At 47.6% G+C, this 16,453-nt stretch carries 14 protein-coding genes; 5 read left to right on the top strand and 9 right to left on the bottom strand.

The genetic code is table 11. The annotated features are described in order from the left end of the window. Window positions 1-117 precede the first annotated feature (117 nt). The 3 genes from gabT to ACXAC1_RS06975 all read right to left on the bottom strand — a co-directional run bounded on the left by gabT (window position 118) and on the right by ACXAC1_RS06975 (window position 4,672). Window positions 118-1,395 (bottom strand): 4-aminobutyrate--2-oxoglutarate transaminase, encoded by a 1,278-nt coding sequence (gene gabT, locus ACXAC1_RS06985; protein ID WP_475060291.1) that lies wholly within the window; start codon window positions 1,393-1,395, stop codon window positions 118-120. 87 nt (window positions 1,396-1,482) lie between these two features. Beyond that, window positions 1,483-2,949, bottom strand: coding sequence for an NAD-dependent succinate-semialdehyde dehydrogenase (locus tag ACXAC1_RS06980; RefSeq protein WP_199463211.1), 1,467 nt, complete (start codon window positions 2,947-2,949; stop codon window positions 1,483-1,485). Between the two features lie 253 nt (window positions 2,950-3,202). Continuing rightward, a complete protein-coding gene (locus ACXAC1_RS06975; RefSeq protein ID WP_475060288.1) occupies window positions 3,203-4,672 on the bottom strand; it encodes an NAD-dependent succinate-semialdehyde dehydrogenase in 1,470 nt (489 codons plus the stop codon). Window positions 4,673-4,961: 289 nt separating this feature from the next. Between ACXAC1_RS06975 and ACXAC1_RS06970 the strand changes: the two genes are divergently transcribed. Beyond that, complete coding sequence (locus ACXAC1_RS06970) at window positions 4,962-5,636, top strand: GntR family transcriptional regulator (RefSeq protein WP_475060285.1); 675 nt, start codon at window positions 4,962-4,964, stop codon at window positions 5,634-5,636. Between the two features lie 166 nt (window positions 5,637-5,802). Then, window positions 5,803-7,317 carry an aldehyde dehydrogenase (NADP(+)) gene (locus tag ACXAC1_RS06965; protein WP_475060283.1) on the top strand — a complete coding sequence of 505 codons (1,515 nt, stop codon included), beginning with the start codon at window positions 5,803-5,805 and terminating at the stop codon, window positions 7,315-7,317. Window positions 7,318-7,382: 65 nt separating this feature from the next. Here ACXAC1_RS06965 and ACXAC1_RS06960 read toward each other — a convergent pair whose 3' ends face one another. Further along, complete coding sequence (locus ACXAC1_RS06960) at window positions 7,383-8,726, bottom strand: aminotransferase-like domain-containing protein (protein ID WP_475060281.1); 1,344 nt, start codon at window positions 8,724-8,726, stop codon at window positions 7,383-7,385. A gap of 163 nt (window positions 8,727-8,889) precedes the next feature. Between ACXAC1_RS06960 and ACXAC1_RS06955 the strand changes: the two genes are divergently transcribed. Then, on the top strand, window positions 8,890-9,762 hold the full coding sequence (locus tag ACXAC1_RS06955) for an NAD(P)-dependent oxidoreductase (protein WP_475060279.1): 873 nt from the start codon (window positions 8,890-8,892) through the stop codon (window positions 9,760-9,762). Window positions 9,763-9,851: 89 nt separating this feature from the next. Here ACXAC1_RS06955 and ACXAC1_RS06950 read toward each other — a convergent pair whose 3' ends face one another. From ACXAC1_RS06950 to ACXAC1_RS06930, 5 genes are all read right to left on the bottom strand, one after another. Then, the gene (locus tag ACXAC1_RS06950; RefSeq protein WP_475060276.1) at window positions 9,852-11,366 is read right to left on the bottom strand and encodes an amidase; all 1,515 of its coding nucleotides are present in this window, start codon (window positions 11,364-11,366) and stop codon (window positions 9,852-9,854) included. Window positions 11,367-11,477: 111 nt separating this feature from the next. Then, entirely contained in the window at window positions 11,478-12,074 is a 597-nt protein-coding gene (locus tag ACXAC1_RS06945; RefSeq protein WP_475060274.1) for a YitT family protein, read from the bottom strand. Between the two features lies 1 nt (window position 12,075). Next, window positions 12,076-13,326 (bottom strand): NAD(P)/FAD-dependent oxidoreductase, encoded by a 1,251-nt coding sequence (locus ACXAC1_RS06940; protein WP_475060272.1) that lies wholly within the window; start codon window positions 13,324-13,326, stop codon window positions 12,076-12,078. Window positions 13,327-13,358: 32 nt separating this feature from the next. Further along, window positions 13,359-13,706, bottom strand: a complete 348-nt coding sequence (locus ACXAC1_RS06935) for a RidA family protein (RefSeq protein WP_475060270.1) — start codon at window positions 13,704-13,706, stop codon at window positions 13,359-13,361. A gap of 12 nt (window positions 13,707-13,718) precedes the next feature. Beyond that, complete coding sequence (locus ACXAC1_RS06930) at window positions 13,719-14,456, bottom strand: TetR/AcrR family transcriptional regulator (protein WP_475060267.1); 738 nt, start codon at window positions 14,454-14,456, stop codon at window positions 13,719-13,721. A gap of 166 nt (window positions 14,457-14,622) precedes the next feature. On the opposite strand from ACXAC1_RS06930, the gene ACXAC1_RS06925 reads away from it, so the two are divergent. Together ACXAC1_RS06925 and ACXAC1_RS06920 are read left to right on the top strand one after the other, a co-directional pair. Further along, window positions 14,623-15,909: a TRAP transporter large permease gene (locus tag ACXAC1_RS06925; protein WP_475060265.1), complete on the top strand. Its 1,287-nt coding sequence runs from the start codon at window positions 14,623-14,625 to the stop codon at window positions 15,907-15,909. A gap of 9 nt (window positions 15,910-15,918) precedes the next feature. Then, a complete protein-coding gene (locus ACXAC1_RS06920) occupies window positions 15,919-16,449 on the top strand; it encodes a TRAP transporter small permease (RefSeq protein ID WP_475060262.1) in 531 nt (176 codons plus the stop codon). The last annotated feature ends 4 nt before the right edge of the window (window positions 16,450-16,453 follow it).

Raw genomic sequence — 16,453 nt, 5'->3', positions numbered from 1 at the left:
GCGCATATAAAAAAGCCCCCATCCGCTAGGATGGGGGCTAAAAATACAAGACAAGGACCTGGAGGGTGTGTCTTGTGAACGGAAGTCTAGGTGGACTAAACCGTTAAAACTGAAATCTTAAACAAGCTCTTTGAAGATACGCTTGAAGATTTCCATACCTTCATCGATGATTTCCATTTCAATCGTCAATGCAGGTAGGAAGCGGATAACGTTACCGCGGATACCACAAGACAGTAGTACTAGACCGTTTTCTGCCGCTTTTGCAGATAGGTTTTTCGCTAGCTCTGGGTATGGCTTGCTTACGTCACCATCGTGTACGAATTCCACTGCGATCATTGCGCCAGCGTTACGCACGTCGCCAATGATTTGTGGGTATTCAGCTTGTAGACCTTTTAGGTGCTCAACGAAACGCGCGCCAACTTGCTTAGCACGTTCGCATAGGTTTTCTTCTTCGATCACGTCGAATACTGCAAGACCGGCTGCACAACCTACTGGAGAACCACCGTAAGTACCGCCTAGACCACCAGGGATTGGCGCGTCCATGATCTCTGCTTTACCAACCACTGCTGCGATAGGGAAACCACCCGCGATACCTTTTGCTGCGGTCATAAGGTCAGCTTCGATACCAGCTTGCTCGTGGCAGAACATGGTACCGGTACGTGCGAAACCTGCTTGGATTTCGTCAGCGATCAATAGGATGCCGTGCTCGTCACATAGTGCGCGTAGTTTCTGCATGAAGCTTGCTGAAGCCATGTAGAAACCACCTTCACCTTGTACTGGCTCGATGATGATTGCCGCAACGCGAGATGGCTCGATGTCGCAAGTGAAGCGCATTTTCAGGTCAGCAAGCGCTTGCTCTTCAGTGATACCTAGGTATTCATTTGGGTATGGTACGTGGAAGATGTCGCTTGGGAACGGACCAAAGCCGATCTTGTAAGGGTTGACTTTACCCGTTAGACCCATGGTCATGTTCGTACGACCGTGGAAGCCACCGTTGAATGCGATGATACCTGGACGACCCGTGTAAGCACGTGCGATTTTCACACAGTTCTCAACCGCTTCCGCACCGGTTGTTACGAAGATAGATTTCTTCGGCGTGTTACCAGGCGCTGCAGCGTTTAGTTTTTCCGCTAGTGCAACAGCAGACTCATAAGGGCTAACCATGACACAAGTGTGTGTGAAACGCTCAAGTTGTGCTTGTACAGCAGCTTTAACTTTTGGATGGTTGTGGCCCGTGTTCACTACGGCAATACCTGCACCGAAGTCGATGTGACGGTTGCCTTCTACGTCCCAAATCTCAGCGTTCTGAGCACGGTCTACGTACACAGGAGCCATGTTACCTTGGCCACGTGCAATGGCGTTTACTTTGCGTTCTTGTAAGCTAGCGTTGTTCATTTGTCTTGTTCTCTCTACATTAGAAAGCAGACACATCTTGACGTTCAACTGGCCTTTAGATGTGTCTTCTGTTGCGAAAAAGTCGGCTTAGTTAATGCCGCCCATGCATAGATATTTCACTTCCACGTACTCGTCGATACCGTACTTGGAACCTTCACGGCCACTGCCAGACTCTTTCACACCACCAAACGGCGCAACTTCGCTGGAAATAATGCCTTCGTTAATACCGACCATGCCGTATTCCAAACCTTCAGAAACACGCCAGATACGGCCGATATTTTGGGAATAGAAGTAAGATGCCAAGCCAAATGGGGTATTGTTTGCCATCTCTACTGCTTCTTCTTCTGTGCTAAAGCGGAACAACGGAGCCACAGGACCAAAGATCTCACTAGAGAAGATCGTCATGTCTGGTGTCACACCCGTTAGGATCGTTGGCTCGAAGAATTGCTCGCCCGCTTGCTCTGCTTTCGCGCCACCAACCAATGCTTTCGCACCTTTGCTCACGGCATCGTTCACAAGCTCTTCAACCTTGTTAACCGCTGCTTTGTTGATCAAAGGACCGATGTTTACGCCTTCAGTGAAACCGTTGCCTGTTTTGAATTCGGCTACGCGCTTCGCCAATTTCTCAGCAAAGGCATCGTAAACGCCGTCTTGTACAAGGATACGGTTCGCACAAACACAGGTTTGGCCTGCGTTGCGGTATTTTGATGCGATAGCACCTTCTACTGCTGCATCAAGATCAGCGTCGTCGAATACGATGAAAGGTGCGTTACCGCCCAATTCCATTGACGTACGTTTAACCGTTTGCGCACACTGAGATAGCAACAATTTGCCCACTGGCGTTGAACCAGTGAAGCTCAACTTACGCACGATTGGGTTGCCGGTTAGGACGCCACCAATTGACTTCGCATCAGTACCTACCACGACGTTTAGAACACCTGCTGGGATGCCTGCTTGGTGCGCAAGCTCAGCCAGTGCAAGCGCACAAAGAGGTGTTTCTTCAGATGGCTTGATGACGATCGTACAGCCTGCAGCGAGCGCGGGACCGGCTTTACGAGTGATCATGGCAATTGGGAAGTTCCAAGGTGTGATCGCTGCAACAACGCCAACAGCTTGCTTGACAGTCAAAACGCGCTTGTCGTTTGCGAAAGTTGGGATCACATCTCCGTACAAACGGCGTGCTTCGTCAGCAAACCAGTCGATGAAAGACGCGCCGTATAGCACTTCGCCTTTCGCTTCTGCGAATGGTTTACCTTGTTCTAGAGTCATTAGCTTCGCAAGATCTTCTTGGTTATCAAGAATCAGCTGGTTCCACTTACGTAGAAGCGTGGCACGCTCTTTCGCAGTTTTGCCCTGCCAAGCTTTCTGTGCTGCATTGGCAGCTTCAACAGCGCGAGTTGTTTCGTCCGCTGCGATATCAGCAACGTCAACAATGTGCTCACCTGTAGCAGGGTTGATCACCGCGAACGTTTTACCAGAATCAGCCGCTACCCACTCACCGTTCACGTAAGATTGGTTTTTCAGTAGGTTTGGTTGAGCTAATGTTACTTGCATAATAACTCCAGACTCATAATGAGATGTCAGTGTTCGAACCTTTACAGTCCGTAATAGATTGATAGTAGGAGATCCACCTTGGTTGGAAAATGTGAAGCTATCAATGCTTTGTTTGATGCTACTCAAACATTAGGGAAGATGGATGTGATCAATCATTGATGTGTTTTGGAGTTACACTGAGCAAGCACTAAAACATAAAAAGGGCAGAGTGCTTGTCATCACCTGCCCTTCCGTTCCTAAAACAATGAATTCGTTATGACTCGTCTATGTTTCCCATGCACAGGTACTTGATCTCAATGTAGTCATCGATGCCGTATTTCGAGCCTTCACGACCATTACCGGATTCTTTGACACCGCCAAATGGTGCCACTTCGGTAGAGATACTGCCTTCGTTAATACCGACCATACCGTACTCTAAAGCTTCCGATACGCGCCAAATACGACTTAAACCTAGGGAATAGAAGTAAGATGCAAGACCAAATGGGGTATTGTTAGCACGCTCAATCGCTTCTTCTTCGGTTGTAAAGCGATACAGAGCAGCAACTGGCCCAAAGATTTCGGTACAGAATATGTCCATATCATCGCTGACATCAGTCAAAACAGTAGGTTGATAAAAGCGTTTATCATCCTGCTGGCTGTGGCCGCCTACAGTGATTTTGGCGCCCTTGCTTGTTGCATCGTCTACCAGTTCTACGACTTTTTCGACGGCACCGGTGTTAATCAGCGGCCCAAGATCGACTTCGTCTGTTAGACCATTACCTACTTTCAACTGCTTAACACGCTCGGTTAGCTTCTTAGCGAATTCATTGTAAATACCATCTTGCACCATAATGCGGTTGGCGCTAATACAAACTTGACCAGCATTGCGAAATTTACAGCCCATCAAGCCATCAATCGCGGCATCAATGTCGGCGTCGTCAAAAATAATGAAAGGAGCATTACCACCCAGTTCCATTGATGTCCTTTTTACGGTGTCAGCACATTGCGCCTGCAATGTTTTTCCGATCGGTGTGGAGCCTGTGAAACTCAACTTACGTACGATTGGGTTACTGGTCATGGCCTTACCAACATCTTTAGAGTTGCTGCCCACGATTACGTTTAATACCCCAGCTGGCACACCTGCTTGATCAGCCAGCTCGGCTAATGCCAAAGCGCTGAGCGGTGTCTCCTTAGATGGGCGCGCCACAATGGTACAGCCAGCAGCCAAAGCAGGTGCGACTTTACGTGCGATCATAGCGTTCGGAAAGTTCCAAGGGGTGATGGTTGCGACCACGCCCACCGGCTGTTTAATGGTCAGTATGCGCTTACCCTCAGCAAAGGTCGGAATGACATCGCCATTGATGCGACGTGCTTCGTCAGCAAACCAATCGATAAAAGAAGCGCCATAAAGCACTTCGCCTTGCGCTTCTTTAACGGGCTTACCTTGCTCTAGAGTCATGATTTTAGCGAGATCTTCTTGGTTATCCAGAATCAGCTGGTACCATTTACGTAAGACAATAGAACGCTCTTTAGCGGTTTTTTTACGCCATGTTTTTAGAGCGTCATCGGCCGCAGCAATGGCACGGTTCGTTTCATCTGCACCGCAATCAGCGATGTTAACAACTGTTTCACCATTAACAGGGTTGGTTACGGCGAAGGATTTACCAGAATCAGCATCGACCCATTGACCGTTAATGTACGATTGGTGGCGAAGTAAATTAGGTTGTGTGAGTGTAACGTCCATAATGTAACTCCTGTCTCATCTGAGCATGGTGTCTTCAAGCGAAACTTGAAAAGGTGTGTGAAGAGGAACACTGGCGGACTCGGAAACCCACCTATGCCTTGTGTTCCAATCGCTTCATTTCACTATATCGCTTCAACGCTCCAAGTTTTATTCAAGAAAAATGAAACCGTGCATAAGAAAAGCGCAATTGAAATCAATAAAGTGCACACAGAACACTTGGGATGTTGGGGAATTTATTGGGTATAATACACTTACCCCCTAATTTTAAGATAAAGATAAGGAGACTCCTTTGGCCCCTAAGCGTGCAGTGGTAAGACAAAGTCTGCCAGATGTCATTGTCGCCGACCTACGGCAGCGCATCTTATCTGGAGACCTAGAAGAAGGCGCTTTGATTCGACAGGAGTTGCTTGCTGAAGAATACGATGTTTCTCGTATGCCTGTGCGTGAAGCGTTGAAACGCCTCGATGCGGAAGGCTTGCTGGTCTTTAAAAACAACCGCGGCGCTACGGTGACGAAACATACGATTGAAGAAATTGCGGAAATCTTCGATGTTCGAACACTGCTTGAAGTGGATTTGTTCGCTCGCTCTATCCCTAATATGACGGACGCCCATTTTGAAGCCTGTGAAACCATCCTCAAAGAAATGGATGACTCCTATAAAACGGGCAATGTCGCCGATTGGGGGCCGTTGAATGCGGAGTACCACGGTAAACTTTATGAAGCTGCTGGACGTCATTTAACCGAGCAACTACTAGAACGCGTGACATTACAAGCAAACCGTTATGTCAGCATGCACATCGGCAAGCTCGATAAACGCGATAACGCTAGCCACGATCACCACGAATTACTTAAATTGGCGCGCGAGCGAGATATTTTAGGGGCGACGGCATTGCTGCGAACACACTTGGTGAATACCAAAAACCAAGTCATTGAACTGGTGAAGCAGAATCGCTTAAACGACTGACTTTAGCCCAGCTCTATTTCTTAAAAGACTCACCGATGACTTCATCCGTGGGTCTTTTTCTTTACGGCTCTTAGCAATCTGTTTTGCCCCTTGCCAGTTTAATAAAAATAGTGAACAATTAAATTGGATACAAAATACGTTTTTAATCTAATTGGAGTGAAACCCCATGACGTTCACGCCCCACGGAAAACATTTGATTGCCGGCCAATGGGTCAGCTCAGCACAACAATTTAGCTCAAGCCCTGCTCATGGAGATGCCTTCTCATTCTCCGTAGGGTCGTTTGACTTCGTTGATCAGGCGGTGCAAGCAGCAGAGAGCGCTTTTTATGAGTTCAGTACCACGTCTAGAGCACAGCGTGCCACGTTCTTAAATACCATTGCAGAGGAAATCGAAGCCCGTGCGGAAGCCGTGACGGAAATCGGCACATCGGAAACCGGTTTACCTGTGGCACGTCTAGAAGGCGAACGTGGCCGAACTTGCGGTCAATTACGATTGTTTGCTCAGCATATCCTTGATGGCGAGTACTTGGACCGTCGTCATGATCAAGCCTTACCTGAGCGTCAGCCTTTACCGCGAGCGGATCTTCGTCTAATGCAACGTCCGATCGGCCCGGTGGCGGTGTTCGGTGCTTCTAACTTCCCGTTGGCTTTCTCTACAGCAGGTGGTGATACCGCTTCTGCTTTGGCTGCAGGCTGTCCTGTTGTGGTGAAAGGTCACAGTGCCCACCCTGGTACGGGAGAAATCATCGCCGAAGCGATTCATGCCGCCATTCAGAAATGTGACATGCCAGCCGGAGTGTTTAGCTTGATCCAAGGTGGTAATCGTGAGGTAGGTTCAACGCTGGTGCAGCACCCGCTTATCAAAGCTGTAGGGTTCACAGGCTCTCTAGCGGGTGGTCGAGCATTGTTTGACTTGTGTGCTGCTCGATCTGAACCGATCCCATTCTTTGGTGAGCTGGGCTCCGTTAACCCTATGTTTCTGTTCGAGAGTGCCATCTCAAATCGAGGTGAGGCTCTGGCCAAAGGCTGGGCAGGTTCATTAACCATGGGCGCGGGCCAGTTCTGTACCAACCCAGGTATTGCAGTGATGGTTAAAGGTGAAGCAGCAGAAAATTTTGTGACCACTGCAAAAGAGGCACTGGCATCTGTACCTGCTCAAACCATGCTAACAGATGGTATCGCCGACGCTTACCGCTCTGGCCAAAAGCGTATTGCCGAAAGCGCTGGTGTGCGTGAAGTGCTGACTACCAGCTGTGATTTGCGTGATGCAACGCCCTACTTGTATCAAACCACTGCAAAAGAATGGCTCGCAAATGAAGCCTTAGCGGAAGAAGTGTTTGGCCCATTGGGAGTGGTCGTCATCGCCGAAGACCAAGCAGAAATGTTAGCCATCGCGTCAAGCTTAGAAGGACAGCTAACTTGTACGTTGCACTTAGATGATGCCGACATAGATACCGCAAAACGCTTTATGCCAATCCTAGAGCGTAAGGCTGGCCGTGTGCTAGCGAATGCGTTCCCAACTGGCGTAGAAGTCTGTGACAGCATGGTTCACGGTGGCCCGTACCCTGCTTCCACAAACTTTGGAGCGACCTCCGTTGGCACCATGGCAATTCGCCGCTTCCTTCGTCCCGTGTGTTTCCAAGACATTCCTGCGGCACTGTTACCGCAAGACTTACAATAGGTTAAAGGTAAGTACTTACAAAGGCGCTGTCATGTAGTAACAGCGCCTTTCATATCATGAGATGTTTAGATTGGTTCTCGATACTGATCTAAGAGAGTCTTTAAATGACGTAAACCCGTTTCGAAGTGAGTTTGATCAGGGATCGACATGAGCGAAAGTCTGACGCTTTGGCTGTAGCTTTCATTATGGCAGAAGAAGCGTCCGTTACTCAGAAACATACCCCGTTCTTTGGCGGTATTTACGAACTCATCCGTATTGACGTGCTCTGGTAACGTCAACCAAGTGTGAAAGCTGTTGTATTGGCTCTCCAGGATTTCTCCCTCAAGAATATTACGAGCAATAGCTTGCCTTTGTTCGGCAATTTGCTTTTGACCTTCTGCCAACTCAAAGGCGACACCTGAGCTAATCAATTGTGCGGCAACCTCAAAAGTCATCGGTGAAGCCAGCCATACCATGGAGCGGATATGAGCGGCTAACTTGTCGACCTGGCTTTGTGGGGCCTTGACGAAGCCGGTGCGCAAACCAGGGCTGATCGCTTTTGATAAGCTACTGATATAAAAGCTTTTCTCTGGTATGAAATTTGTGATTGGGGAAGTCACTTCGGTATTTAGAAAACTGTAAATATCATCTTCCACTAGCCATGTATTGTGTCGCTGAATCACATTGGCAATGGCTTTACGTCGCTCTAAAGACAGCGTTCTTGTCGTCGGATTCTGATGTGAGGGTACGATCACCACTAAGCTGGGCTGATGCTGCGCGCAGATCGCTTGTAAATGGCTTGGCGACATTCCTTGCTCGTCTAACTCTACACCAACCGCTGTGCGTCCAAGCATGTTGATGATTGATAAAATACCAGGATAGGTCAGTGCCTCCACAGCAATACAGTCGCCTGGCTCAGAGTAGAGTTCAATCAGTGTCGACAATGCGTGCTGTGCGCCATTGGTCAGCAAAATATGCTCTGCAGAGCGGATCTGCAAGCCACAAGACTGTTGCAGCCAACGCATACCTGCTTGCTTATGGGTACTACTGCCAGTGTTTTCGATATAACCAAACAGTTCCGGCTTTAACGATTCGCGAAAGCATTGGCCCATTGCATTATGTATCTGCTCCAATGAGCTGCCCAAGCATGGTTGGAGAATTGAAAAATTCCATTCGTTTTCAATTAATTGCGACTGTATTGCCTGTTTTAATGTTGAACGGCTTTTGACAAAGCTTCCACGACCTACAAACGACTCAATATGCCCCTGCTCAGCAAGATACGAGTAAGCCTTTGCAACCGTGACCGCGGTGGTGCCGTATTCTTCTGCGAGTGCCCTATGCGTAGGAAGTTTATGTCCTTCATGATAGTGACCTATGTCAATTTGATGAATGATGGCATCTGCAATTTCCAGATACTTAGCCTTTGCCATAAAAGCTCCACAGAGTTAAAGATGAGTGTGGGCATAATAAAGCAATGATGGAAATTAGGCTTTAGGTAAACAAAAAACTTTTAAAATAATCAAATTGACATATGTTATTTATTTGAATTAACCTTTGTCATTATCAGTGCAGTGCTTAACAAAGGAGTCCATCATGAACAAACAACAGGTTGCATTTTTAGGATTAGGGGTAATGGGATATCCCATGGCCGGCCATCTGGCGAAAGCTGGGCACGATGTGACGGTCTACAATCGTACTTTTAGTAAAGCGGAACGATGGGCTGAAGAATTCCAAGGCACTGCTGTGCAAACACCAGCAGAAGCCGTCCATGATGCTGACATTATCTGTATTTGTGTGGGCAATGATAACGATGTTCGAAGTGTAGTATTGGGCGAAGATGGCGTCTTAGCCGGAGTAAAAGCTAATGCTACTGTCATCGACCATACAACAACCTCTGCGATATTGGCTGAAGAGCTAGAGAAAGCTTGTGAAGCCGCAGGCGTTCATTTCATGGATGCGCCTGTTTCAGGGGGGCAGGCAGGTGCAGAAAACGGTGTATTGACGGCTATGTGCGGCGCACAGGCATCGGTCTTTGAACAAGCGGCTCCGCTAATTCGTTGCTATTCACAAAAGGTTGAGCGCATGGGACCCGTGGGTCAGGGGCAGCGCTGTAAAATGGTGAATCAGATCTGTATTGCTGGCATTCTAAACGGTTTGAGCGAAGCCCTAGCAGTGGCTCAGAAAGCCGATTTAGATATTGAAAAAGTAGTCGATACGCTACAACACGGTGCCGCTGGTTCATGGCAAATGGTTAACCGCATGGAAACCATGGCCAAAGGCGAATTCGATTTTGGTTTTGCCATTGATTGGATGCGTAAAGACCTTGGTATTTGCTTAGATCAAGCGGATCGCTATGGCTTAGACTTAAAAATGGTGAAAGAGGTCGATCAATACTACGCTTCTTTACAACAAGAAGGCTTGGGGCGAATGGACACCTCTGTATTGGTTAAAGGCATTTTGAAATAAAAGAAAAGCGGTGTGGGATGTCCTACACCGCTTTTTGGTTGCCCTTCCATTCCTACCTGTCGGAGCAACGAACATGATTGAATAGCCTTTTATTCAAAGTCTAAAAAGCCTTTAACTTGGCTGATAGGGGTGGCGCTCATCAACTGTTCAAAGTTCGGAGTTTGTGGTGCTAGGTCTGAAATGCCTTTGATAATGCTCTCTAGCTCTTGAGCGACACATAGCACACCGTAATCATCATGACGCTTGCCGATGATTTGAATTCCAAATGGTAGTCCATTAATGTCGCGTCCACATGGGATGGTGATGGAAGGATGCCCAGCAATGGTCGAAGCGTAGGCCATGGATAACCAGTGGTAGTAGTTCTTTGTTGCTTTACCATCGATATGCGTTGGGTAAAGCTCATGCCAGTCGCGGCTGTTGATTGTTACCGAAGGTGTGATGATGTAGTCATGACTTTCAAAGAATGTTTGCCATGCTTGATAATATCGACCCTGTGCCGTCATTGCCTGAGCAACGTCTTCCGCTGAGTAGCTACGTCCTTCTTTAACGTTGTCGGTAACGTTCGGCCCGACAAGCTCTGGTTGCTCGTCGACAAATTTAGGATGCATACCCAAGAATAATACGCCGCGCAGTACTGAAAAGATGCGATCGGCTTGATCACAGTTGGGTGTGGCCTCGTGTAGGGTAGGTAAAAAAGGCTCGAGTTTTGCGATCACGTTACGGAATTGCTGGCGCACGGCGGATTCTACCGGTGCAAAGTTAAAGTCTTCTGTGATGGCGAACTTGGACTGACTGAGCTTAATCGATGCCAATGATTGAAATGACTCTGGTTTCCAAAGTGTTTGGTTACCCATCACATTGGTATAGGGATCTCGTTGATCAGGACGAGCCAAGGCTGATAACATCAAGGCGCAGTCTTCCACCGTTCTAGCCATTGGACCGGAAGTAGAAAATGGCAGCAAACCCATTGCACGGGTATTGCCTGGCACTACGCCAGGGCTTGGGCGAAAACCTACCACACCACAATATGCAGCAGGTGTGCGTAGAGAGCCGCCAGTATCAGATCCTGTTGCTAAAGGACTGAAGCCACATGCTAAAGCAACAGCTGAGCCGCCCGAAGATCCACCACAATTACGGCTTAAATCATATGGATTGGCTGTAACGCCATACACTCGGTTGCGTGTATTACCTCCGGCACTCCACTCTGGATTATTGGTTTTGCCTAGTGGCATAGCGCCAGCGCTGCGCATGGCTGCGACCATTGCATCATCTTTTTTGGCAATATTATGTTTGAATAACTCAGAGCCAAACGTAGTGGGTAGCCCCGACACATCGATCATGTCTTTTACACCAAAAGGAATACCGTGCAAGACAGGTAAATCTTGGTCAGCTGCTTGACGTTGATCCGCAGCGTCAGCTTCTTTGCGCAGCGCATCAAAGTTATAAGCAACCAAAGCGTTGACAGCCGGGTTTACTTGATCGACGCGTTTGATGCTGGCTTCAATCAGTTCTCTGGAGGAAAGCTTGCGCTCTTTGATTAAGCTGATGGCTTGTGAGGCAGTTAAGTCTGCAGGGTCTGATGAAACGTCTGAATGGGTTGTCATAAAGCCTCCTAAAAGCGCGCTTTAAAGTCCGTGGTTGGCATGCCACGCACGCCGTTAATTTTGTCTAAATAGTCAGCAATAGATCGATGTACTATTTTCTTTAGTTGTTTTCTATACCTTTTTGGGTGCTTGAATTTGAAAGTTCCAAGCGATCAAGAGGTTCATAATCAGCGCAGCGATGAATGAAAAGAAAACGGCTTCTAGCGATAAGGTAAAACTCGCGTAGATAAATATCAGCGCATCGAGAAAAAGTTGCGTCCAGCCTGCTTTGATATGCATCTTTTCTTGAAGATATAGAGCAAAAATACCGATACCTCCGGCACTTGCCTGATGGCGAAATAGCGCAATTAGTCCGACGCCAGTGCAACATCCGGCTAAGATTGCGGCAAGCCAAGTGGGTAATTCAGAAAAGGCAATATTGGCACCGATTATGGGTGTGACTAAAGAGATTCCGATAACCGAGGTGATGGTTCTAAGCGTGAATTTCAGACCTTTTTTACGGTAGGACAAGAAGTAAAACGGCACATTAATAACAAAGAAGATCCAAGCAAATGATACATCGGTGTTAAACGAAAGGAGCACTGATAAGCCTGCTAACTGTCCTGTTGTTAATAATGCGGCTTGCAGCAGGGTTACACCAAAACTTGTCATGAGAATGCCAAATAACATTCCCTGAATATCGTAAGAGACCAATCGTAAACGTTCCATTTTAAGACCTCTTAAGCCAGCTACGTTGCTCGGGAGATAAAGCGTTAGCGAGGTCGGAAGGCTCGTTTCGCATGGTTTGCGTAAGCAATTCTGCCGTGGTTGGTCCTAATGTAAAACCTTGATGGCCATGGCCAAAGTTAAACCACAAACGATTTTCACCTGGTGCTTTACCGACAAGAGGCAGCATGTCGGGTAAGCATGGACGTGTGCCAAACCATTGAGGTTCAGATACTTGCATACCAATATCCAGCAAGGATTTGAGCTGTGATACGCCGTAGTTAAGCTGCTTTGGTTCAGCTTCCGATTGCAAATCCACTAAGGCAGCGCCTGACGTTACTCGCAAGCCTTTGGTCATTGCGGAAGCCAGTACACCATTTTCAACATCCAAGAACGGTGTTTTTGGCGCGTTTGAGCACTGGTAATGGCCGTGGTAACCACGCTTATAAATCATTGGGATATCAAACCCGAAGCGTTTTAATAGAGTTGGAGAGTCGGCACCTAAACAGATAATGGCTTGTTCTGCCGTTAATTTTCCGTGCCCCGATGTTTGTAATTGCCAGCCATGGGATGTGCGCTCAAGTCGATTAGCATCCGCAAGTATGATTTCGCCACCACGTTGTTCGAATAAGCGTGCATAGCGTTCGGTTAGCTCTCCAGGGCTGGAGCAGCTCCAGCTGTCCTGCCAATGCACCATGCCAGCTGGAGTTTGACACAATGCAGGTTCGATTTTGCGATATTCAGCACCGCTCAAAGTAAGATTTTTAGTACCGTAAAGAGCTTTGATTCGAGTCGCATCTTTTGCTGCGGCTTCAAACTTTTGCTCACTTCTGTATAGCATGTATAGTCCGTTTCGACTGATCAGTGACTCTGCGTCGGCGGCCTCAATGAGCGGTTGATGATCTTGGGTAGAACGTGCGGTTAAGCGTGAATAAATTTTGGAAATTGCTTGATGTGAATCTGGTTTCGAAAAATGATTATAGTGCCAAAGAGCATTCGACATTTTCAGTGCGGGTGCGAGTTTCCAAACCACGTCATTACTTTTTTCTAAAGCGTAGGAAAGCAATGTGGCGAGGTCTTGAGGCAAAGCATAAGGCTCCGCCGCTTCTGCTTGAATGATACCGGCATTCCCATAACTTGCTGCAGTGCCTGGGGCGGTTTTGTCGATCAATACTACGTCGACCCCCTGAGCCTGTAGCGAAAGCGCTGTCGAAACGCCGACCATGCCTGCACCGAATACAAAAGCCTCTGCCATATTGCTGTTCCTTTTTACTGCTTAATGAAGCGTTAAGCTTCTGCGATAGTCGTAATTTCTACTTTTGCGCCAGGTAGCATCAAACCGCTTTGGTAAGTGGTACGGACAGGCAAAACATCGCCATTGAAGTATTCGGCAAAAACGGTATTGAATGCGCCAAAGTCTTCAACGTCGGTTAAGATGCAAGACAAGGAAATCGCACTTTTAAGAGTAAGGCCCTCTGCTTCTAGGGTTGCTTGAATACGTTCAATACACTGACGTGTTTGTGCTTCAATGCCTTCTGGTAGTGAGCCGTCATCGTTAAAGCCAAGCTCTCCGGCAAGGTAAACAGTGTTGCTAATGCGGCGTACTTTTGCGAACGGAAGTTTAGGGATAGCCATGGTTAAGTCCTCTCATTTTTTAAGTTGCTGGGCACGGTATGCAAGCCCATCGATCAGTAAATCCAGCAGTAGCTCAAAGCTACTGTCATAAGACACATCAACGCCATTTTGCCAGCGCAAGACAAACACTTGATTGCTTATCAATGGCAGCGCGGCATGGGTCAGTGGGTATTCAGTTGGGTCAATTTCATTTAAGCGTTGGGCAAATGTCTTGTGCCATGCGTCATTTTTTTCTGCAGGTGCTGGCGCGAGCTCCATGGTGACGAAGCCTGACAAGCCACCGATTAAAGAATTAAAAGCGCTCTTTAATGTTTCACCTGAAAATCCTGCTTGATGCAGAGAAGACAGCACAGCTTCCACCCAAACAAGGTTCGCGACGCCATTTGATTTCATTTGTGCGCCGAGTAGAGGTGAGACATTAGGGTGTTGATGGACCAGCTTTCTATAGCGTCTAAAGATACTGCGTAAACGCGTTTGCCAGTCACTGTTTTCATCGATGCCATCGGTCAGAGCGGTTGTAATGGCCGCGGATATCTCCGAGAAAAGATCTTCTTGTTTGCCGCCAACATGCCAATAAATGACCGCTGTTGAAACGCCCAGTTGGGAAGCTAATTTGCGAATAGAAAATTTCGCTAAACCTTCTTCATCTATTTGCTTTAAAGCAGCTGAAACCACCCGTTCTTTGGTTAAGCCAATGGATGCTGCACGACCTTTTTTCGATGGTTCAACCGCAGAATCTTTGTTGCTCAAAACGATTTTCTCCTAGGGGTTTTTAGAATGGGCATCATTCTTGCTGAGATTTGATAAAGATATTTATAGCACAGTGTTCTATTGTCTACAAATGGCTTTTAAAGCATCATAGCAGTGCTACATGCACCGTTATGAAGCAAGATTCTTATAATTCGAGGAACATATTTTGGCTGGCGTATTGATTGTCATTTTTTCAGGGTTGTTGCTGATCGGCGGAGGGGTTTTAGCTCATCTGATTGGTGCATCTTCCGTCCTTTCGTTTATAGCAGCGGACCGAGTACGGTTCTTAGCTGCAGCACCGCAGCGGATCATCGCGCATTTGGACTTATTCTCCATCATGTCGATGCCGTTATTCATTTTAACGGGTGAAATCATGAACCGTTCGGGCGTGACTAATGCGTTGTTGGATCTTGCGACAGCTTTAATGGCAAGACTTAAAGGCGGCTTAGGTCATGTGAACATTCTGACTTCGGTATTCTTCGCTGGTATCTCGGGCTCAGCTATGGCCGATGCAGCATCGGTTTCCAATACCATTGTTCCTGCGATGAAGAAAAACGGCTATAGCATTCAATACGCCGGTGCCATTACCGCGGCTTCGTCGGTTATTGGCCCCATTATTCCGCCATCTATCGTGATGATCTTCTACGGAGCTTTAATGAATACCTCGGTGTCGGCTCTGTTTATTGCGGGCATTATTCCTGGTGTGATTATGGCCGCGGCCTTGTTTGCCATGAACAGCTACCTCGCACATAAGCACGATCACCCGCGCGGTGAAAAGGTGCCATTGCCAGAAGTGGGTCGCCGAGCTTTCTACGCTTTACCGGCTTTGGTGATTCCAGTCGTGATTATGTCGGGCATTGTGTTTGGCATCATGACACCGACGGAAGCAGCAGGTGTATCAGTGGTCTGTGCGGTTGCTGCGGGCATGATGTATAAGCAGATGACTGTTACCAAACTGATTAAAAGCTTGGAGCGTACTGCGATCATCTCGGGCTCAATTTTCATCTTGCTTGCAGCGGTCGCTATCTTCGGCTACTTAGCGGGTCTTGAAAAGCTGCCTACATTACTGGCCGATACCTTGACGGGCTTAGGCTTTACCGGTTGGAAATATCTGTTATTGCTAAACGTGATCTTCTTAATTGCTGGTATGTTCTTAGAAGTACCGATTGCGCTAGCGCTGTTGGTGCCATTATTGGTGCCACCTGGTATCGCGATGGGCGCTGACCCGATTCACTTGGGCATTGTGATTGTGGTGAATCTCATGCTGGGGATTGTGACACCACCTTTTGGTGCTGCGTTGCTGGTCGTATCAGCCGTATCGCGTGCACCTTACTGGGGAATTGCCAAAGCGGCATTGCCGTTCCTATTCATTCAAGTATGCGTGTTAATGCTACTGACTTTTGTGCCTGAGATTACGATGTTTTTACCTCGTTTAACTGGGTTTGCGGATTAGGAGTGAGCAATGACTTATTTATTTGAAAAATTATACGACCTCTCCATTTTATTAAACCGCATTGCTTTGCGCCTTGCTGCGATCTGTATCTTCTCAATGTTGCTGGTCATGATGCTGCAGGTGTTGGCCCGTTATGCGTTTGATTCTCCGCCATTCTGGACTGAAGAATTGGCGCGCTGGTTAATGGTATGGGGGGGCTTATTGGGGGCATCGTGTGCGTTCCACACGCATGCAGATCCCGCCATGGTTCACCCTCCTGCGGATTCTGTGATCCGTCAAAAGATACAGGCTTGTGCCCGCTTTGCGGCATCTTGGGGCTTTTTCGCTCCAGTTTTGTGGTACACGCTGCCGTATCTTGAACGTCAAATTAACCGCACGTCTGAAGGCTTACATGTGTCAACGGTTTGGATGAGTTCAGCATTGCCAGTGGCGATTGTTCTGATTCTGATCCACGGCCTAGCAGGCTTAGGTGTGCTTTTTTCAAAACAAATTTATGACCGTGAAGCGTCATTCTCTTTGCAATCTGAAGATCATAATTAAGGTG

This window comes from Marinomonas sp. AWM4_232, from assembly GCF_056158325.1.
Note: the sequence above shows the minus strand (reverse complement) of the source record. Positions and strands in the feature narration are given on the sequence as shown.

What these genes read in the sequence shown, in the direction of transcription:
- ACXAC1_RS06960 (WP_475060281.1), bottom strand. Translation starts at nt 8,726, where the DNA reads ATGGCAAAGGCTAAGTATCTGGAAATTGCAGATGCCATCATTCATCAA.
- ACXAC1_RS06950 (WP_475060276.1), bottom strand. Translation starts at nt 11,366, where the DNA reads ATGACAACCCATTCAGACGTTTCATCAGACCCTGCAGACTTAACTGCC.
- ACXAC1_RS06955 (WP_475060279.1), top strand. Translation starts at nt 8,890, where the DNA reads ATGAACAAACAACAGGTTGCATTTTTAGGATTAGGGGTAATGGGATAT.
- ACXAC1_RS06980 (WP_199463211.1), bottom strand. Translation starts at nt 2,949, where the DNA reads ATGCAAGTAACATTAGCTCAACCAAACCTACTGAAAAACCAATCTTAC.
- ACXAC1_RS06965 (WP_475060283.1), top strand. Translation starts at nt 5,803, where the DNA reads ATGACGTTCACGCCCCACGGAAAACATTTGATTGCCGGCCAATGGGTC.
- gabT (WP_475060291.1), bottom strand. Translation starts at nt 1,395, where the DNA reads ATGAACAACGCTAGCTTACAAGAACGCAAAGTAAACGCCATTGCACGT.
- ACXAC1_RS06920 (WP_475060262.1), top strand. Translation starts at nt 15,919, where the DNA reads ATGACTTATTTATTTGAAAAATTATACGACCTCTCCATTTTATTAAAC.
- ACXAC1_RS06945 (WP_475060274.1), bottom strand. Translation starts at nt 12,074, where the DNA reads ATGGAACGTTTACGATTGGTCTCTTACGATATTCAGGGAATGTTATTT.
- ACXAC1_RS06975 (WP_475060288.1), bottom strand. Translation starts at nt 4,672, where the DNA reads ATGGACGTTACACTCACACAACCTAATTTACTTCGCCACCAATCGTAC.
- ACXAC1_RS06940 (WP_475060272.1), bottom strand. Translation starts at nt 13,326, where the DNA reads ATGGCAGAGGCTTTTGTATTCGGTGCAGGCATGGTCGGCGTTTCGACA.
- ACXAC1_RS06935 (WP_475060270.1), bottom strand. Translation starts at nt 13,706, where the DNA reads ATGGCTATCCCTAAACTTCCGTTCGCAAAAGTACGCCGCATTAGCAAC.